This is a genomic window from Roseovarius tolerans (assembly GCF_900109855.1).
Lineage (GTDB): Bacteria > Pseudomonadota > Alphaproteobacteria > Rhodobacterales > Rhodobacteraceae > Roseovarius > Roseovarius tolerans.
In genome coordinates this window covers 44860-62985 of sequence record NZ_FOBO01000010.1, presented here as the reverse complement: position 1 = coordinate 62985, position 18126 = coordinate 44860, and the positions used below count along the sequence as shown (strand labels likewise).

Sequence of the window (18126 nt, the reverse complement as noted above, 5' to 3'; positions counted from 1 at the left end):
ATGGCGCTCTCGCGGCGCACAGGAAGCCGGTTTCAAGGCGCGATCTGGCCGGGTTTCGTGGATGCGATGACCGGGCTGTTGCTGGTCCTGATGTTTGTTCTGACGATCTTCATGATGGTGCAATTCGTGCTGCGCGAGGAAATCAGCGGGCAGGAAACGCAGCTTGACGCGCTGTCGGCCGAAGTGTCGGCCCTGTCCCTTGCACTCGGGCTGGAGCAGGACCGCAACGCCACGCTGCAAGAGCGCGTTGGCGCGCTCACCACGACCTTGGGCGATGCGCGCGAGCGGCAGGAACAGCAGGCCGCCCTGATCGAGAGCCTGCGCGCGCAGAGTGCCGAGCAGGCGCAGGCCTTGCAGACCGCGCAGGGCCGCATTGCAAGTTTCGAGGAACAGGTGGCGGGCCTGTTGTCGGATCGGGAAACGGCGCAGGGGCGCATTGCCGATCTGGAAGACCGTCGCGACGCATTGCTGAGTGAGGCCGAGCAACTCAACCTCGCCCTTGCCAGCCTGCGCGATGAGGTGGACGCCCAGGCCGAGGCCGCCCGGCTTGCCGCCGCCCGGCGCGAGGCGCTCGATGCGCTGGTCGCGGATTTGCGCGTGCGCAATGCCGAGGCCGGAGAGGCGCAGGCGGCCCTGAGCGCCGAGGTTGACGATCTGCAAGCGCAGTTGAGCGAGGAAGAACAGACGCGCCTCGCCGAGGCCGCCGCCGCCGAGGCCCTGCGAAAGCGCCTGGAAGCATCGCAGGCAGAGTTGACCTCGATGACGCTCGCATTGGAGGAACAGCGCCAGCAGGCCGAGGAAACGCTGACCCTGCTGGCCGCTGCCGAGACCGCGCGCGAGGACCTGAATAGCCAATTGGCGCAGGCGCTCTTGCAGGCCGAGCAAGGGGCCGAGGCCCGCGAGGCCGAGATTGCGCGCTTGGAGGCCGCACTCGACGCCGCCCAGAGTGGCGAGGCCACGGCCACCGGCACGCTGGAGGACACCCGTGTGGCGCTTGCCGAGGCACAGGAGTGGGCGCGCAGGCTGGAGGAACAACTGGCGCAGGCCTTGGCCGAGAAAGAGGCCGTGGAAGGTGAGGCGCTAGATGCCGAAGAGGTGCGGGCGCAGTTGGTGCAGGCACTCGCGGCACAGCGCGCCGCCGAGGCGGAGACGCAAGAGCAGATGAGCGCCGCGGAGGAGCGCGCGGCGTTGCTATCGCAGGCCCGCGAGCAGCTGGCTGAGGAGCAGCAAGCAGCAAGCGCCGCGCAACGGCAGCAGGCGCTGCTCAATCAGCAGGTCGCGGCCCTGCGCGATCAGTTGTCGCAGTTGCAGGGGTTGCTGGATGAGGCCCGTGAAAGCGAGGCCGAAGCCGAGGTACAGTTGCAGTCGCTTGGCAATGAGCTCAATACCGCGCTGGCCCGGGTGGCCGCCGAGGAACGCCGCCGCCGACAGGCTGAAGAAGAACGCGCGCGCCTGCTGGAGGCAGAACGCGAGCGGTTGGAGGCCGAGAAAGAGGACTTGGAGAAGTACCGCTCGGAATTCTTTGGCCGTCTGCGCGACGTGCTGGGCGATCAGGAGGGCGTGCAGATCGTGGGGGATCGGTTCGTCTTTTCCTCAGAAGTCCTGTTTGCTCCGGGTGCGGCCGATCTTTCTCGCGCCGGGCAATTGGAGATTGCCAAGGTTTCAAACATTCTGCGCAGCGTGATCGACGAGATCCCAGAGGGCATCGAATGGGTGTTGCAGGTGGACGGTCACACTGACGACGTACCGGTCATCGAGGGTGCGCGCTTTGCCGACAACTGGGCGCTGAGCCAGGCGCGGGCCCTCTCGGTGGTGCGCTATCTCACGAATTTCCTCGGCTTTCCGCCAGAGCGCCTTTCGGCCAACGGGTATGGTGAGTATCAGCCGGTCAACCCCGCCGATACGCCCGAGGCCCGTGCCCAGAACCGGCGCATCGAGTTGAAGCTGACCACTCGGTAGCGCGCGTCAGGGCGTCACCGTGATATCGGCGTGACGCGCGGCAATCAGCGTATCGCCGCGGATGAGGCGCACATAGCCGCGATAGGCCCCGGCGCGCCAGCCCGCAGCCGGGGCCTTGCGCCCGAAGGCGCGGAAAAGCTGCACCTTGGGGGCGTCGAGCGTGATCTCGTGGCGGAAAACCTCGCCCTCGGGGCCGTGGGCCGTCAGGATCAGTTGATCGCCCGGTTGCGCGTAGAAGACATGACCGTAGAGCACCAGCGGCTGATCTCCTGCCGTCGCGCCCATGCGTGCCGCGCCGGATTGCACCGCTTCAAAGCTGGGGACAGCGGTGGAAAATCCGGCCGTGAAGAGGCCCGCGCGGGTGTACGCGAGTGGTGTTTGCCACAAGCCGCCATCTGTTGCTTCGCCGCATTGCGTGATGTTGTCGGGATGGAAGGGATCGACGATCTCACCATCCTTGAGCACGCCGAGATGCACATGCGGGGCGTTGGTCAGTCCGCTCAATCCGACCTCGCCCAAGACATCGCCGGTCATTACCTCTTCGCCTTTGCGGACTTGGATCGACCCGAGTTTGAGATGGCAATAGAGCGTTTGCCAGCCGTCGCCGTGATCGACGCGCACTGCATTGCCGCATTCGCGGCCCCGGATCGCCTCGCGCGTGGCGGCTGTGACGGTGGTATCGGCCATGTCGTCGCGGGTGGCGGCGACGGTGCCGGGGGCGGCGGCCAGAACATCAACGCCGGTCTGCATTGCCTCGAAAGACGGGAGCATGAAATCGGTGCCGCGATGGTCGTCACGGCTGTTGAGGCCACACATGTAATCACGCTGACCGGGGCCGGGATCGGTATCGACGTAATCCTCGATATAGCAGGTCTGGCCAAGGGTGCAGTCGAGCGGCAGGGCGAGCCGAAATGCGTCGGCGGCGGCCGTTTGGGCCGCCGCCAGTGTCAGTATCGAAGCGAGGGCATAAGCCCGCCGCATTATTCCGCCGTGAGTAACGGCGGCTTCTTCTTGCCGGTCAGACGGCGTGCGGCAGGGCCTTCGATCTCCAGATCGATCTTGCCATCCTTGACGCTGACCTTGACGACGCCACCCTTCGACAGCCGCCCGAAGAGCAGCTCTTCCGCCAGCGGCTTCTTGATGTGCTCCTGAATGACGCGACCCAAGGGGCGCGCACCCATCTTGTCATCATAGCCCTTGTCGGCAAGCCATTCAGCGGCCGGTTCCGTCAGTTCGATGGTCACGTCGCGATCCATAAGCTGCGCCTCAAGCTGCAGCACGAACTTTTCGACCACCTTGAGGATCACCGATTTCGGCAGCGGGCCGAAGGAGATAACGGCATCCAGACGGTTGCGGAACTCCGGTGTGAAGGTCCGCTCAATCGCCGCCGTGTCCTCGCCCTCGCGCCGGTCGCGGCCAAAGCCGATGGCGGATTTCGCCAGTTCGGTTGCACCGGCATTCGAGGTCATGATCAGCACGACGTTGCGGAAATCCACGCTGCGCCCGTTATGGTCGGTGAGCGTGCCGTGATCCATCACCTGCAAGAGGATGTTGAACACGTCCGGATGCGCCTTTTCGATTTCGTCGAGCAGCAGCACGCAATGCGGGTGCTGATCGACCCCATCGGTCAGAAGCCCGCCCTGATCGAACCCGACATAGCCCGGAGGCGCGCCGATCAGGCGCGAAACCGCATGTTTCTCCATGTATTCCGACATGTCGAACCGCAACAGTTCCACGCCGAGGGAATCCGCCAATTGCTTGGCGACCTCGGTCTTGCCGACACCGGTCGGACCGGCGAACAGATAGTTGCCGATGGGTTTTTCCGGCTCGCGCAGGCCAGCACGCGCCAGCTTGATCGCGGAACTGAGTGCAACGATGGCGTCGTCCTGACCGAACACGGTCCGTTTGAGTGCGCCTTCGAGATCCTTGAGCACCTCGGCGTCGTTCTTGGACACGTTCTTGGGCGGGATGCGGGCGATCTTGGCCACGACATCCTCGATCTCCTTGACCCCGATCGACTTGCGCCGCTTGGAGGCGGCCACAAGATGTTGCGCCGCACCGGCCTCGTCGATCACGTCGATGGCCTTGTCGGGCAGCTTGCGGTCGTTGATGTAGCGCGCCGAGAGATCGACCGCGGTGCGGATCGCGTCATTGGTGTATTTGACGCTGTGGTGATCTTCGAAATAGGGCTTGAGGCCCTTGAGGATTTTGACCGCATCCTCGACCGTCGGCTCCGCCACGTCGATTTTCTGGAACCGCCGCGACAGCGCGCGGTCCTTCTCGAAGTGCTGACGGTATTCCTTGTAGGTGGTCGATCCCATGCAGCGCAGCTTGCCGCCCTGCAGCGCGGGTTTGAGCAGGTTTGAGGCGTCCATCGCCCCGCCCGAGGTGGCTCCTGCACCGATCACCGTGTGAATCTCGTCGATGAAGAGCACCGCGTCGGGATGTTTTTCAAGTTCTGTGACCACAGCCTTGAGCCGCTCCTCGAAATCACCACGATAGCGGGTGCCTGCGAGAAGTGCGCCCATGTCGAGCGAATAGATGGTCGTGCCCGACAGGACCTTGGGCGTCGAGCCGATGACGATCTTGTGTGCGAGGCCCTCGGCGATGGCGGTTTTGCCGACGCCGGGATCGCCCACGAGGATCGGGTTGTTCTTGCGCCGACGGCACAGCACCTGAATGCAACGCTCCACTTCCGAATCGCGGCCGATCAGCGGATCGACATCGCCGGTGCGCGCCTTTTCGTTGAGATCGACGCAGTATTTCGCGAGTGCCGAATCGCCGGCTTCGACCGCGTCGCTTTCGGCCTGTTTCGTGGTGCCGTCATCATCGAGGTCGGTCGCGCCGGACACCGGGCGGGATTCGCCGTAGGCAGGATCCTTGGCCACGCCATGTGCGATGAAATTCACCGCGTCATAACGGGTCATGTCCTGTTCTTGCAGGAAATAGGCGGCGTTCGATTCGCGCTCGGCAAAGATCGCAACAAGCACGTTGGCCCCCGTCACCTCGGTCCGGCCCGAAGATTGCACATGGATCGCCGCACGCTGGATCACGCGCTGGAACGCGGCGGTCGGCACCGCCTCGGAGCCGTCGATATCGGTCACGAGATTGGCAAGGTCGTCGTCGATATATTCCACCAGAGTGGTGCGCAGTTCCTCGGTATCGACGCTGCACGCCTTCATCACGCGGGCGGCGTCAGGCTCGTCCACGAGGGCGAGCAGAAGATGTTCCAATGTCGCGAATTCGTGCCTGCGTGCATTGGCCAGAGCCAACGCCGCGTGGATTGCCTGTTCGAGTGTGTTCGAGAATGAAGGCACGGTCGTGCTCCTTCTGATCTTGGCCGGGGCGGGACGCCCACAAACCTTGGCCTCATAGTCTTAAAGTTTGGTCGATACCGGCCATGCTTCAAGGATTTTTTCGTAAAACCGGGTCACTTTTCGTGATACGGGTCGCGATTTCGATCACATCCGCCTCAGAACCGATCCTTTCTTGCACGGATTTCCGCAAAGACCATCTCCGGCGCGGCTCCGGTCATGCCGAGGTGGCTCTGAATATCTGGATCAGAGGCACGCAGGAACGGGTTGGTGGCAAGTTCCTCCGCGAGGGTAGAGGGAACGGTGGGTTTGCCGGTTGCACGCTTTGCATCGATCTCTTTGATCCTTGATTTAAGCCTTGGATTGTCGGGATCAACGGTCAGGGCGAATTTTGCATTGTTTAGTGTGTATTCATGGCCGGAATATACCACAGTTTCGGGCGGTAGTGTGGCAAGTTTTGCAAGGCTCTCGTGCATTTGCGGCATGGTTCCCTCGAATACCCGGCCGCAGCCGAGGGCCATCAGGCTGTCCGCTGTAAACACCGCGTCGCTCTGTGGAAAGTGAAATGCGACATGGCCGACAGTATGCCCCGAGACGTCGATTGCGCGACCGTCTTCCTGACCGATACGCACGGTGTCGCCTTCGGCTATCGCGATGTCGAGCGGTGGCAGGCGATGCGCGTCTGCCGCAGCCCCGACGACGCGGGCGGGTGCGAACGCGAGAAGATCGGGCAGACCCTGCACGTGATCCGCGTGGTGATGAGTCAACAGAACGTCCGAGAGCGTCCAGCCCTGTGTCTTCAACTCGGCGATAATGGGGGCCGCCTCGGGTACATCCACCACCGCCGTTGCCCCTGTTGCGGGGTCATGAGCGAGATAGGCATAATTGTCCGACAGGCAGGGAATGGTAACGATTTGCAAAGTCATGGTATTTTCCCGGTCGCCAGTTGGTGATACGGTCAGAGTGACCGATAACGGGATGCTCTGCAATGCATCTGGACGTGCAGGACTTGCGAAATTTCTACTACCGCAGCCCCTTGGGCCGCGCGGTGCAGAAGACGTTGCGCGCGCAGCTTTCCTCATTCTGGCCCGAGGCGCAGGGCCAGACAGTCGCGGGGTTCGGATTTGCGGTCCCGTTCCTTCGCCCTTATCTGGCCGATTCGCGGCGGGTGGTGGGCCTGATGCCCGGCCCGCAGGGGGTGATCGGCTGGCCGCAGGGCATGCCCAATATCTCGGTTCTGTGCGAAGAGACCCTTTGGCCGCTGGAAACCGGCCATGTCGACAAATTGCTGGTCGTGCATGGATTGGAGACTTCTGAACAGCCCGGCGCATTGCTGGAGGAATGCTGGCGCGTGCTGGGGCCGGGAGGATCAGCGCTTTTCGTGGTGCCTAACCGGGCTGGGCTGTGGTCGCGATCAGACCGCACGCCATTCGGCTTCGGGCGGCCCTACAGCCAGACACAGCTGGAAAACCAGTTGAAGCTGCACAATTTCCTGCCCGAGCGGCATGCCACTGCCCTCTATCAACCACCTTCGGACAAGCCCTTCTGGCGCAAGACTGCGGGGATGTGGGAGAAGATGGGGATACGGCTGTCGATGGTCGCGGCGGGCGGCGTTCTGATGGTCGAGGCGACCAAGCGCGTCCAGGCTCCGAGCGGGCCGGGATTGCGCGACAAGGTACGTAAACCGCTTGGTGTGTTGACCCCGCAGCCCGAGGCCAAGCCGGTCTGACGCCGCTCAGCCTTTGCGTCGGATGCCGATCTTGCGTCCTACGCCGTCGGGACGGGGAAGCGCCGCATGAGCCTGTGCCATCGCCTCGACCCGGCTGCGGACATCCTCGGGCATGGGCGTCACGCGCGGGCCGCCGAGATCGACGTGCAATGTCAGCCCTTCGCCGGTGGCGGCCAGCCATCCATCCTCGTGGTAGAGTTCCTGAAACGAATGAAATCGTTTCTCGTCGTGATCCAGAAGGTAGAACGTGCTGCGCACCCGGTCGCCCAGCTTGACCTCGCGCAGGTAGCGGATGTGAAACTCGGCGCTGAAGGTGGTGAGGTTGCGCGTTGCGACGTAATCGGGGCCGAACCCCATCTCGGCAAAGGCCTCATCGGCGCAGCGGTCGAAGAGCACGGTGTAATAGCCCATGTTCATATGCCCGTTGAAATCGATCCATCCCTCTTCGACCGCGTGGTAGCTGGAGAGAAATGGCGCGGCGTCGGACATTGGAAAGACCTTTTCAAGACCGGAATATCGCGGGCGTTCTAGGCGGTTTCATGGCATGATGGCAATGGTTGCGTGGCAAGGATGACATGCACCCCGCGTTTTCGTGATTTGGACTTGCGGGTTGCGTGCCTAAATCAAGGCGAGGCGCATCTCAGGAGGATACCATGCCAAACGTGACACGACGGAGCCTTTTCATTGCAGCGGGGGCCGTGGGCGTGGTGGCGATTGCCGCCTTTGCGTCTCAGCGGTTTCTTGGCGGGTTCGAGGAACTGGCTACGGCACCGGTCTATGCGCCGAAGGGTGTGGCGATCCGGGGCACTGATCCGGTGGCCTATTTCACCGAAGGCCGCGCCGTGCCGGGCACTCAGGCGCACAGCCTCGATTGGAATGGCGCGACATGGCATTTCGCCAGTGCCGACAATCGAGATACCTTTGCAGCGGAGCCCGCGCGCTACGCGCCGCAATATGGCGGCTTTTGTGCCTGGGCCGTGGCGGAAAAGGGTGAACTCTATTCCACCCAGCCCGACAACTGGAAGATCGTCGATGGCAAGCTCTACCTGAACTACAACGACGACATTCAGGCCCGCTGGCAAGACGACATTCCCGGCTTTATCGCGCAGGGTGACGAACGCTGGCCCAAGATTCTACAGGACGGCGTGTGACCTAACCCCAGGGCCCGTTGCCCGTGCCCGCCATCTCGCGCAGGGCGCGGATGCGGTTTTCAGCGGCGGGGTGGGTAGAAAAGAGCTTGTCCCGCGCATGGGCGTGCAGCGGGTTTATGATGAACATGTGCGCCGTGGCCGGGTTGCGCTCGGCGCTTTCATTGTCGATGCGTGACGCGAGGCCGGAAATCTTTTCCAGCGCCGAGGCGAGCCAGAGCGGGTTGCCGCAAATCTCGGCCCCCACACGATCGGCCTCGTATTCGCGGCCCCGGCTGATCGCCATCTGCACCAGCGCCGCGCCGAGCGGGGCCAGGATCATCAGTGCCAGCGTGCCAATGAGCCCGAGCGGGTTGTTGCGGTTGCCGCCGAAGAACAGCGCAAAATTCGCCAGCATGGAGATCGCACCGGCAAAGGTCGCGGTGATGGTCATGATCGTGGTGTCGTGATTGCGGATATGCGCCAACTCATGCGCCATCACCGCGGCGATTTCTTCGCGGCTGAGGTTCTGCAACAGTCCGGTGGTGGCGGCGACGGCAGCATTTTCGGGGTTGCGCCCGGTGGCGAAGGCATTGGGCTGTGCGTTCTCGATGATGTAGACAGTGGGGCGCGGCATCCCGGCGCGATCCGCCATGTCATGCACCATCTGCTCCAGCGCGCTGCCTGCCTGCCCCGAGGCTAGGTGCGCGCCGTGCATTTTCAAGACCATCCTGTCGGAATTCCACCAGGTATAGGCGTTCATCGCCACGGCGATGACGAGCGCGATCAGGGCGCCGCCCATGCCACCCAACAGTGCGCCGATCCCCAGAAACAGCGCGGTCATAGCGGCCATCAGTATGGCGGTCCGCAGATATCCCATGTCTCACCCTCTTCTTCGGTCCGTCAAATATGGCACTTGGCACGCCCCTTGCAAGAGATCGGCCCTAGGCACAAGCGAGAGGAAACGGGTCATGGTCGCGGCTTCGGAATTGACGATCAATACATCCGCCACAGCGCTGGACATGGCGCAGGCGATGTTCGGAAATGGGATCACGGTGCTCGGTGCCAGCTACACTGGGGCGAACAGCGCGTCAGGTGTCTATAGCAACGGGGACAGTATCGCGCCGACGCTCACGCCCTCTGATAGCGGTGTGATCCTGTCCACCGGCAGAGCCTCGAGCGTGACCAGTGATTTCGGTCTCGACAATCTTTTGGGCCTGACCAACGTCTCGCACGAGACATCGACGAATTTCTATCGCGCGGGGGATGCAGACCTTAACGCGATTTCGGGGCAGACCACTTTCGATGCTGCCGTACTCGAGGCGGAGTTCGTGCCCGAAGGCAGCGTTTTGACCATGCAGGTCGTGTTCTCGTCCGAGGAATATCTCGACTATGTCGGCGCCGGGTTCAACGATGCGGTCGGCGTGTGGGTCAACGGGGTGCAGGCTGAACTTACGGTCGGAAGCGGCGATATTACGGTCAACAACATCAACACCACAATCAACGAGAACCTCTATATCGATAACCCGGTTGGCTCCAATGACTATAATACCGAGATGGACGGCTTTACCGTCACGCTGACGCTAAAGGCACCGGTCATTCCCGATCAGACCAACACCATAAAGATCGCGATCGCGGATGCCGGTGACGGTAAGCTCGATAGCAATCTGCTGATCGCGGGCAATTCGGTGCAGACGGCCCTTGTGGCAGGAGATGACACCGTCGAGGGTGTGGCGGGTGACACCATCAACGCCGATCTTCTGGCCAACGATTTCAGCAGCGTCGGCGGCACGCTCACCATAGTCGAGATCAACGGTCAACCTGTCGGAATCGGTGACACTGTCGACCTTTCGACGGGCGAGAGCATCCTTCTGACCGACACAGGCATGATTTTGGCCACCGCGACACAGAGCGTCGGCAGCAACAGTTTGTCCTATACGGTACAGGACGCGGCGGGAAATACGGACGTTGCCTTTGTCACGCTGATCACGACTGCCCCCTGTTTTACCGCCGGGACGTTGATCGACACGCCTAACGGGAAAGTGGCGATTGAAGCCTTGAAGCCCGGTGACGAAGTCCTGACCTGTGACAACGGCGCGCAGCGCGTACGCTGGATCGGGCAGACGGAACGCCGCGCGGTGGGCGACGACGCGCCGGTCGTCTTTGATCGGAATGCCTGTGGCAGGCATGACGCGCTGGAGTTGTCGCCAAATCACCGTGTGCTGGTGTCGTCCCCGCTGGCAGAGCTATATTTCGCCAGCCATCAGGTTCTGGTCAAAGCCAAGGATCTGGTCAATGGGCGCACCATTCGGCGGCGGTGCGACGGGGCGCCGGTGCACTACGTTCACCTGCTGTTTGACCGGCATGAGATCATTCATGGCAACGGCTTGCCAAGCGAGAGCTATCACCCCGGTGAACAGACCCTCCGCAGCTTTGACGCCGAGACAGAGGCCGAGTTGCAGCGCCTGTTTCCCGAGTTGTTCGAGACCGGCCCAGGGGCCTATGGCCAGACCGCGCGCTACACCTTGCGCAGTTTTGAGGCGCGGGCATTGCTGGGGGCAATCCCTTTGGAGAGCATCGCCGCGCATCCGTGAAAGGGGCTGTGCGCCAGTGCGCGACCGGGTAAAGTGACCGCATGATCATCTCGCGTGGCCGAAACTACATCTTTGTCCACATCCCCAAGACCGGCGGCACATCTATGGCGCAGGCGCTGGAAGGCCGTGCCATGGCGGATGATATCCTGATCGGCGACACGCCCAAGGCACGGCGCAGGCGATCACGGCTCGACGGGCTTGTCGCGCAGGGACGCCTTTGGAAACATGCGACGCTCAGCGATATCGACGGGCTTCTCTCGCCCGCTGAAATTGCCGATGCATTTACCTTCACGCTGGTGCGCAACCCGTGGGATCGCATGGTCAGCTATTACCATTGGCTGCGCGGGCAAAGCTTTGATCACCCGGCGGTGCGACTTGCCGCTTCATGTGATTTCGGCGGGTTTCTTGAGGCCCCCGAGACGCAGATCGCCTGGGCCGCGCAACCCGCCCGGCATTACATGACCACGTCGGACGGGGTGGAGCGCTGCACGCTCTATCTACGGCTGGAGCATGTTGCCGAGGACGCCGGGCCACTCTGGTCACATCTGGGTTTTCAACTTGATCTGCCGCGTGTGAACATGTCGGCGCGGGGCGCGTATCGCAGCTATTATTCTGATGATCAGGCCGCCATCGTCGCGCGAATCGCAGCCGAAGATATCACGCGATTCGGCTATCGGTTTTGATCACGTCTGTGTGTGATTGCATCCGCCATCCGGCCCAATACGGGGCGTTGCAACCGGCTGTTCACATGTGGAAAACGCTGCCCGATTCTCGCCACAAAGCAAGCAAGAACCGAACACGTTAACCATTCTTAAAGGTTGTGTTCGAGGTGTGGGGGCATCCGTCAAGCGGGCGCGTTTGGCCAATGAGTGGACAAGTGAATGCTGGGTTGGAGTGATCTTGGAGCGAACCGCGAGGCGGGGACAACGGACGCCACCGACGTGAGCGGCGCACCGCATGCCGCGCAGAGCGGGCTGTTGTCCGGGACGCGGGTCGCAACGGCGTTTGGCTGGCGTCCGGTTCAGGCGCTTGCGGCCGGGGATCGCGTGCTGACGTTCGACCACGGCCTGCAACCGCTCGCGGACGTGACCCGGCGCTTGGTCTGGACCGGAACCTCCGCCCCTCCGCAACGCTTTTGGCCGTTGGAGATAGAGAGGGGCGTTTTGGGCAATCGTGGGCCGTTTCGGATCATGCCGGGGCAGGCTGTCATGATCGAAAGCGACATGGCCGAAACCATGTATGGCGATCCCTTCGCGCTCTTGCCGGCGCTTGCGCTCACGCAGATGACAGGGGTGGACCGCAGTCCGCCGCCGGACGGGGCCGAAGTGGTTTTGCTGCATTTCGAAGAGCCGCAGGTGGTTTTTGCCGATCACGGCATGATGTTCCTGTGCCCGGCGACACGGAACCTGCTGGACTACGCGCTTGGCGCGGCACCCGCCGATATATACGACATCCTGCCCCCGCCCGAGGCGCAGCGCCTGATTGCCGCGATTGATCGGACCGGAGCCATGATGTCGCCTGCGGAGTGTCCCGGTGGGGCCTGATCCGCTGTCAGCCGTTATTTGATCAAATATTGTTTCGCCTCTGGTCAATCCGGTGGCCGCGCATCAATGTCAGCCTCGTTGACCTGTCATGCCGGAGGACCCATGCCGAACCGTCCTATTCGCATCGCCATAAACGGGTTTGGCCGGATCGGCCGAACACTGCTGCGCATTCTCATGCAGGAGGGCAGCGAGTTTGAACTCGTCTGCATCAACGACATCGAGCCCCTCGCCACCTGCGCCTACCTGTTCCAATACGACAGTGTTTTCGGCCCCTGGCCGGGGCAGGTAGGCACCCGCGACAGTGTCCTGATCGTGGATGGCCGGGAGATCCCCTTTCACGCCGAACGCGATCTGCGGGCGCTGGATCTGTCGGGTGTCGATCTGGTGCTGGAATGCACCGGCATGGGCGGCAAGCGCGCCATGGCCGAGCGCGGGATCGAGGCAGGCGCGCGCGCGGTCCTGGTGTCGGGCCCGTCCGCGGAGGCAGACGTGACACTGGTAATGGGGGCGAATGATGACGATCTGACCGATCAGCGGATCATCTCCAACGCGTCGTGCACCACCAATGCGCTCGCTCCGTTGGCGAGGTTGCTGGACGAGGCCTATGGTATCGTCAGTGGCCAGATGACCACGGTGCACTGCTATACCGGCAGCCAGCCCACCGTGGACAAGCCCCGCGACCGGCCCGAGCGCAGTCGCGCCGCCGCGCTCTCCATGGTGCCCACCACCACCAGTGCGCAACACCAGACCGGCCTTGTCCTGCCGGGCCTGAAAGACCGGATCGAGGCGCGGGCGATCCGCGTGCCGACGGCCAGTGTCTCGTGCATCGACCTGACGCTCCAGACCCGCGAAACGGTAAGCGTGGAGGCGGTCAACGCGATGCTGCACGGCGCCGCGCAAACCCATCACTGGCTGGGATGGACGGACGACCCGCTGGTGTCGTCCGATCTGCGCGGACGGCCCGAGAGCGTGATCGTAAGCGGCCCGCAGACTTCGGTATCGACCGGTGGGCTCTTACGGGTCTTTGGCTGGTATGACAATGAATGGGGGTTTTCTTGCCGGATGCTCGACATGGTCCGGCGGATCGGGCGGCGGGTCTGAGCCCGCCGCGCGCCGTTACTTGCGCAGTTTTACATTGGAAAACCCGAGACCCTGAAGCCGCGCGACCCCGCGATCAAGCTGCGTCTGCGTCTGGAACGGCCCGGCCAGAACCAGCGTCAACTCGCGGCCGTCCCGGGTCAGCGTCCCGCGCCGTGCGGGCAGCCCTGACCGGGCGATCTTTTGCGCCGCAGCCTTGCTCTGTTCTGCATCGGCAAAGATACCGGCCTGCGCGTATCTGTGGCTGGCGGATGGAACGGCTTCGGGGGCAGAGCGGGTCGAAACCGTGGTGTTGCCGGCCGACTGCGCTGTGGCGGTGCGGGTCACCGTCGTGCCACGACGCACGGTTTGCGGATCTGACAGCACGCGGCCCTGCGTGGCGACACGGACGCCTGCGGCACGCTGATCCTCGAAGCTGGTGAACGGCGGTTGCAGGCCGGGATATTTGTGGATCACGTCCCCGCCCGTGCGCCGGTCGATCAGGCGGCGCGGTACGGTGTTGGTCCACATCACCTCCATGCGGGCCTTGCCTTCAAAGGTCTGATGCGCGCGCTGCGGGTTAAGACGGTCATCCTCCCAGACCGGTTTCATACCCTGCGGTACGTATACTCCGGCGAGGCTACGTTGCTGGCTCTCATAAACCTTGCGCGGTGCGACACGTGTCCGGGGCGGCACGGTGTCGGGCGTGGCAATGGTTCCGGGGACTGGGACGGTGGATGACGCAAAACGCCCATTGCTGCCGGTGACATAGGTCACATGCGCCGTCCGTTGCGGGCCACAGCGCACTGGAGAGCCGTTGTGCTGCACCATGTAAGCAGCGGACACCCCGGTTGCGTTGGCGCAGGCGGTGCGGCTTGGATCGGGGGGCGTGATGACCCGCGCACGGCGGGCCTGCGGGGCGACGGCGGGTGCCGGGGTCGCGACCGGCTGTGGTCTTGGGGCCGGGGCGGCAGTTGTCTCAGCCGGGGCTGGTGCGCGGCGCACGGTGCGAGCTGGTGTCGCGGTCGGACGCGGGTTCTGCACCTGAGGCGTTGTGCGGGGAACGGGCGCGACTGGTACCGCTTGTTGACGCGGGGCAGACGCAGCCTGCTGACGCGGGGCCGGTGCCGGTTTTGGTGCCGCTTCTGGTGCGGCGCGGGCCGTCAGGCTTGGTTGGAACCCGCAGAGTGGCTCCCGGTCGCGCGTCATGCGCGGCACCCAGCTTACATTGCCCGCAACTCCCGCACGCACGAAAACGCAGCCATTGCTATCGACATACTGCCGACCGTCATAGGAACTGGGCGGAAACTCAGCGGGTATCGGCGCGTCGCGCAATGATTGCGCGCCCGCATGTCCCACCCCCAAGGCAGTGACGGCGCAGGCCAACAGGGCAAACTTTTTCAGAGACATGTAACCCCCCGGTTCAATTCCCTGAATCGTGCCTTATTTTTGACGCGTAGTAAACAGTTATTGGCTTATTTTGTGCCAAACATCCGGTCACCCGCATCCCCTAGTCCGGGCACGATATATCCCTTGTCGTTCAGCCGCTCGTCGAGCGCCCCGGTCGTGATCGGCACGTCGGGATGCGCTTGGGCCATCCGCGCGACACCTTCGGGGGCCGCGAGCAGGCACAGAAAGCGGATATCTCGTGCGCCTTTGGCCTTGAGCATCGACACCGCCGCCGCAGAGGAGTTGCCGGTGGCCAGCATCGGATCGACCACGATGGTCCGGCGTGTCTCCAGCCCGGCAGGGAGTTTGGCGTAATACTCCACCGGTGTGAGCGTTACCTCGTCACGGTAGAGCCCGATAAAGCCGACACGGGCGGATGGAATAAGATCCAGCATACCGTCGAGCAGCCCATTGCCCGCCCGCAGGATCGACACCAGCGCCAGTTTCGGCCCGGCCAGCACGGGGGCGTCCATCCCGACCAGCGGCGTCGTTATGCGTTCGGTCGTAAGCTCCAGGTCGCGCGTCACCTCGTAGGCCAGAAGCTGGCTGATCTCGCGCAGCAACTGCCGGAACTGCGCGGTCGGCGTGTCCGCCTTGCGCATCAGGGTCAGCTTGTGCTGTACCAGCGGGTGGGTGACGATGGTCAGGTGATCGGACATGCGGCGGGCTCCGGTCTGTGGCGGCGTGCTCTTCTGTGTTCCAGAAAAGAACGCGCAGGGCAACGCCGGGATTGCGGCGAGGCGCGGCAAAGTGCAAGCTGCCCTTGCATGATTGACGCCGCGTGATATGGATGATGGCGATATAGTTTAGCATTAAACTACATTCGCGGCAGGGAGGGTGGCCATGACCGACAACCAGAACGATGCCCCGCGTCAGGCGGCGCTCGACTACCATGAATTCCCCAAGCCCGGAAAGCTGGAGATCCGCGCCACCAAGCCGATGGCCAATGGCCGCGACCTCGCGCGCGCCTATTCTCCGGGCGTCGCCGAGGCCTGTCTCGAGATCAAGACAGACCCCAAAACTGCCAGCCGCTACACCGCACGCGGCAATCTGGTGGGGGTCGTCACCAATGGCAGCGCGGTTCTGGGGCTTGGAAACATAGGCGCACTCGCCTCCAAGCCTGTGATGGAGGGCAAGGCCGTGCTCTTCAAGAAATTTGCCAATATCGACTGCTTCGATATCGAGCTGGACGAAACCGACCCCGAAAAGCTGGCCGAGATCGTCTGCGCGCTCGGACCCACATTCGGTGCGATCAACCTCGAAGACATCAAGGCCCCGGATTGTTTCATCGTTGAACGAATTTGCCGCGAGCGGATGGATATCCCGGTTTTCCATGATGACCAACACGGCACGGCCATTGTCGTGGGGGCGGCAGCCACCAACGCGCTGCATGTCGCTGGCAAGCGGTTCGAGGATATCAAGATCGCCTCGGCGGGCGGCGGTGCGGCGGGGATCGCCTGTCTCAACATGCTGCTCAAGCTCGGGGTCAAGCGCGAGAATATCTGGCTCTGCGATATTCATGGGCTGGTCTACGAGGGCCGCGCCGAGGACATGAACCCTGAAAAGGCTGCATTCGCGCAGAAAAGCGACCTGCGCAGCCTCGATGAGGTGATCGCGGGGGCGGATCTGTTCCTCGGGCTGTCGGGTCCGAATGTCGTGACACCTGACATGGTGCGCAGTATGGCCAAGCGCCCGGTGGTCTTTGCCCTCGCCAACCCCAACCCCGAGATCATGCCGGATGCCGCGCGCGCGGCCGTCCCGGATGCGATCATCGCCACGGGCCGGTCGGATTTTCCCAATCAGGTTAACAACGTGCTGTGTTTCCCGTTCATCTTTCGCGGCGCGCTCGACGTGGGTGCGACCGAGATCAACGACGCGATGCAGGTCGCCTGCGTGCAGGGAATCGCCGAACTGGCCCGCGCCTCAACTAGCGCCGAGGCGGCCGCGGCCTATCGCGGCGAGCAGATGACATTCGGGGCTGATTACCTCATTCCCAAGCCGTTCGACCCGCGCCTGTCGGGCATTGTGTCCTCTGCCGTGGCCGGCGCCGCGATGGAGACGGGTGTGGCCGCGCGCCCGATTGCCGATCTGGAGCAATACAAGGCCGATCTGGATGCCAGCGTGTTCAAGTCGGCGCTGCTCATGCGCCCGGTCTTCGAGGCGGCCCGCACCGCCGCCCGGCGCATCGTCTTTGCCGAGGGCGAGGATGAGCGCGTGTTGCGTGCCGCTCAGGCGATCCTCGAGGAAACCACCGAGCAACCGATCCTGATCGGTCGCCCCGACGTTATCGCCCGGCGCTGTGAGCGTGCGGGGCTCTCGATCCGCCCGGAGCGGGATTTCAACATCGTGAACCCGGAAAACGACCCGCGCTATCGCGATTACTGGGAAACCTATCACCGCGTCATGGCACGGCGCGGTGTCACCCCCGACCTGGCTCGCGCGATCATGCGCACCAATACAACCGCCATCGGCGCGGTCATGGTGCAGCGCGACGAGGCCGATTGCCTGATCTGCGGCACGTTCGGGGAATTCCGCTGGCACATGAATTACGTCAATCAGGTGCTGGGCAGCGAGATGCATCATCCGCATGGTGCGTTGAGCCTGGTCATTCTCGAGGATGGGCCGCTCTTTATCGCTGATACGCATGTTCGAGTGCGCCCCGAGCCGGCCGATCTGGCCGAAACGGCGATCGGGGCAGCCCGCCATGTCCGCCGCTTCGGGATCGCGCCCAAGGTCGCGTTCTGCTCGCAATCGCAATTCGGCAATCAGCAGGATGAAGGCGGCAAGCGCCTGCGCGCGGCCTTGGCCCTGCTTGACGAGGCGCCGCGTGATTTCAGCTATGAGGGCGAGATGAATATCGACGCGGCCCTTGACCCCGAGTTGCGCGAGCGGCTTTTGCCCGGCAACCGGATGGAGGGGGCGGCGAATGTGCTGATCTTCGCCAATTCCGACGCCGCCTCTGGGGTGCGCAACATCCTAAAGATGAAGGCGGGAGGGCTGGAGGTCGGGCCGATCCTGATGGGGATGGGCAACCGCGCGCATATCGTGACGCCGTCGATCACAGCGCGGGGGTTGCTGAACATGGCGGCCATCGCGGGCACTCCGGTGGCGCACTACGGATAGAATCGCAGATTTGCAGTAAAATATTTGCACATTTGCAAATCCGTCTCAGTGTTTGAGCTGTGCGCATAAAAGCTTGAGATTTGCAAAAATTTGCAGACCCTAAACCCTGATTTCTGCAAAATTTCTGCGGCCTTGTGTCCCGAGGTCATCCATGACGCTTGCCCGATGGCAGGGTGATCCGTAACACATGTGCAACGGATCGGAGGAGGA

At 63.1% G+C, this 18126-nt stretch carries 16 protein-coding genes; 9 read left to right on the top strand and 7 right to left on the bottom strand.

Annotated elements, in window-relative coordinates; genetic code table 11:
• Positions 1–1959, top strand: a complete 1959-nt coding sequence (locus tag BMX04_RS11120; protein ID WP_074786469.1) for a peptidoglycan -binding protein — start codon at positions 1–3, stop codon at positions 1957–1959.
• A gap of 6 nt (positions 1960–1965) precedes the next feature.
• Here BMX04_RS11120 and BMX04_RS11115 read toward each other — a convergent pair whose 3' ends face one another.
• The 3 genes from BMX04_RS11115 to gloB all read right to left on the bottom strand — a co-directional run bounded on the left by BMX04_RS11115 (position 1966) and on the right by gloB (position 6199).
• Positions 1966–2940 (bottom strand): M23 family metallopeptidase, encoded by a 975-nt coding sequence (locus BMX04_RS11115; RefSeq protein WP_074786467.1) that lies wholly within the window; start codon positions 2938–2940, stop codon positions 1966–1968.
• A complete protein-coding gene (gene clpA / locus BMX04_RS11110; RefSeq protein ID WP_050661477.1) occupies positions 2940–5276 on the bottom strand; it encodes an ATP-dependent Clp protease ATP-binding subunit ClpA in 2337 nt (778 codons plus the stop codon). The genes BMX04_RS11115 and clpA overlap by 1 nt, the downstream gene beginning before the upstream one ends.
• 155 nt (positions 5277–5431) lie before the next feature.
• Positions 5432–6199, bottom strand: a complete 768-nt coding sequence (gene gloB / locus BMX04_RS11105) for a hydroxyacylglutathione hydrolase (RefSeq protein ID WP_074786465.1) — start codon at positions 6197–6199, stop codon at positions 5432–5434.
• Positions 6200–6261: 62 nt separating this feature from the next.
• Between gloB and BMX04_RS11100 the strand changes: the two genes are divergently transcribed.
• Positions 6262–7002 carry a methyltransferase domain-containing protein gene (locus tag BMX04_RS11100; RefSeq protein ID WP_074786462.1) on the top strand — a complete coding sequence of 247 codons (741 nt, stop codon included), beginning with the start codon at positions 6262–6264 and terminating at the stop codon, positions 7000–7002.
• A gap of 6 nt (positions 7003–7008) precedes the next feature.
• Here BMX04_RS11100 and BMX04_RS11095 read toward each other — a convergent pair whose 3' ends face one another.
• A complete protein-coding gene (locus tag BMX04_RS11095; protein ID WP_074786459.1) occupies positions 7009–7491 on the bottom strand; it encodes a thioesterase family protein in 483 nt (160 codons plus the stop codon).
• Positions 7492–7655: 164 nt separating this feature from the next.
• Between BMX04_RS11095 and BMX04_RS11090 the strand changes: the two genes are divergently transcribed.
• Positions 7656–8153 carry a YHS domain-containing (seleno)protein gene (locus BMX04_RS11090; RefSeq protein WP_074786456.1) on the top strand — a complete coding sequence of 166 codons (498 nt, stop codon included), beginning with the start codon at positions 7656–7658 and terminating at the stop codon, positions 8151–8153.
• A 1-nt stretch (position 8154) separates the two neighbouring features.
• On the opposite strand, the gene htpX is transcribed toward BMX04_RS11090, so the two are convergent.
• On the bottom strand, positions 8155–9009 hold the full coding sequence (htpX, locus tag BMX04_RS11085; protein ID WP_074786453.1) for a zinc metalloprotease HtpX: 855 nt from the start codon (positions 9007–9009) through the stop codon (positions 8155–8157).
• A 91-nt stretch (positions 9010–9100) separates the two neighbouring features.
• Here htpX and BMX04_RS11080 point away from each other — a divergent pair, with 91 nt between their 5' ends.
• The 4 genes from BMX04_RS11080 to BMX04_RS11065 all read left to right on the top strand — a co-directional run bounded on the left by BMX04_RS11080 (position 9101) and on the right by BMX04_RS11065 (position 13368).
• On the top strand, positions 9101–10723 hold the full coding sequence (locus tag BMX04_RS11080) for a choice-of-anchor L domain-containing protein (RefSeq protein WP_074786450.1): 1623 nt from the start codon (positions 9101–9103) through the stop codon (positions 10721–10723).
• A gap of 41 nt (positions 10724–10764) precedes the next feature.
• Positions 10765–11406: a sulfotransferase family 2 domain-containing protein gene (locus tag BMX04_RS11075; protein ID WP_074786447.1), complete on the top strand. Its 642-nt coding sequence runs from the start codon at positions 10765–10767 to the stop codon at positions 11404–11406.
• Between the two features lie 198 nt (positions 11407–11604).
• Positions 11605–12267 carry a Hint domain-containing protein gene (locus BMX04_RS11070; protein ID WP_074786444.1) on the top strand — a complete coding sequence of 221 codons (663 nt, stop codon included), beginning with the start codon at positions 11605–11607 and terminating at the stop codon, positions 12265–12267.
• A gap of 102 nt (positions 12268–12369) precedes the next feature.
• Entirely contained in the window at positions 12370–13368 is a 999-nt protein-coding gene (locus tag BMX04_RS11065; RefSeq protein WP_074786441.1) for a type I glyceraldehyde-3-phosphate dehydrogenase, read from the top strand.
• A 15-nt stretch (positions 13369–13383) separates the two neighbouring features.
• Here the strand turns inward: BMX04_RS11065 and BMX04_RS19655 are convergent, their stop codons facing one another.
• Positions 13384–14175, bottom strand: a complete 792-nt coding sequence (locus BMX04_RS19655) for an SPOR domain-containing protein (RefSeq protein WP_244888527.1) — start codon at positions 14173–14175, stop codon at positions 13384–13386.
• A 61-nt stretch (positions 14176–14236) separates the two neighbouring features.
• On the opposite strand from BMX04_RS19655, the gene BMX04_RS19650 reads away from it, so the two are divergent.
• Positions 14237–14392 carry a hypothetical protein gene (locus tag BMX04_RS19650; protein WP_244888526.1) on the top strand — a complete coding sequence of 52 codons (156 nt, stop codon included), beginning with the start codon at positions 14237–14239 and terminating at the stop codon, positions 14390–14392.
• Between the two features lie 427 nt (positions 14393–14819).
• On the opposite strand, the gene upp is transcribed toward BMX04_RS19650, so the two are convergent.
• A complete protein-coding gene (gene upp / locus BMX04_RS11055) occupies positions 14820–15452 on the bottom strand; it encodes a uracil phosphoribosyltransferase (RefSeq protein ID WP_074786436.1) in 633 nt (210 codons plus the stop codon).
• A 184-nt stretch (positions 15453–15636) separates the two neighbouring features.
• On the opposite strand from upp, the gene BMX04_RS11050 reads away from it, so the two are divergent.
• Positions 15637–17916, top strand: coding sequence for an NADP-dependent malic enzyme (locus BMX04_RS11050; protein ID WP_074786433.1), 2280 nt, complete (start codon positions 15637–15639; stop codon positions 17914–17916).
• Positions 17917–18126 lie beyond the last annotated feature (210 nt).

Coding starts and splice junctions, on each gene's coding strand:
- BMX04_RS11120 (WP_074786469.1), top strand. CDS start 1: ATGGCGCTCTCGCGGCGCACAGGAAGCCGGTTTCAAGGCGCGATCTGG.
- BMX04_RS11115 (WP_074786467.1), bottom strand. CDS start 2,940: ATGCGGCGGGCTTATGCCCTCGCTTCGATACTGACACTGGCGGCGGCC.
- gloB (WP_074786465.1), bottom strand. CDS start 6,199: ATGACTTTGCAAATCGTTACCATTCCCTGCCTGTCGGACAATTATGCC.
- BMX04_RS11100 (WP_074786462.1), top strand. CDS start 6,262: ATGCATCTGGACGTGCAGGACTTGCGAAATTTCTACTACCGCAGCCCC.
- BMX04_RS11095 (WP_074786459.1), bottom strand. CDS start 7,491: ATGTCCGACGCCGCGCCATTTCTCTCCAGCTACCACGCGGTCGAAGAG.
- BMX04_RS11090 (WP_074786456.1), top strand. CDS start 7,656: ATGCCAAACGTGACACGACGGAGCCTTTTCATTGCAGCGGGGGCCGTG.
- htpX (WP_074786453.1), bottom strand. CDS start 9,009: ATGGGATATCTGCGGACCGCCATACTGATGGCCGCTATGACCGCGCTG.
- BMX04_RS11080 (WP_074786450.1), top strand. CDS start 9,101: ATGGTCGCGGCTTCGGAATTGACGATCAATACATCCGCCACAGCGCTG.
- BMX04_RS11075 (WP_074786447.1), top strand. CDS start 10,765: ATGATCATCTCGCGTGGCCGAAACTACATCTTTGTCCACATCCCCAAG.
- BMX04_RS11070 (WP_074786444.1), top strand. CDS start 11,605: ATGCTGGGTTGGAGTGATCTTGGAGCGAACCGCGAGGCGGGGACAACG.
- BMX04_RS11065 (WP_074786441.1), top strand. CDS start 12,370: ATGCCGAACCGTCCTATTCGCATCGCCATAAACGGGTTTGGCCGGATC.
- BMX04_RS19655 (WP_244888527.1), bottom strand. CDS start 14,175: ATGGTGCAGCACAACGGCTCTCCAGTGCGCTGTGGCCCGCAACGGACG.
- BMX04_RS19650 (WP_244888526.1), top strand. CDS start 14,237: ATGACCCGCGCACGGCGGGCCTGCGGGGCGACGGCGGGTGCCGGGGTC.
- upp (WP_074786436.1), bottom strand. CDS start 15,452: ATGTCCGATCACCTGACCATCGTCACCCACCCGCTGGTACAGCACAAG.
- BMX04_RS11050 (WP_074786433.1), top strand. CDS start 15,637: ATGACCGACAACCAGAACGATGCCCCGCGTCAGGCGGCGCTCGACTAC.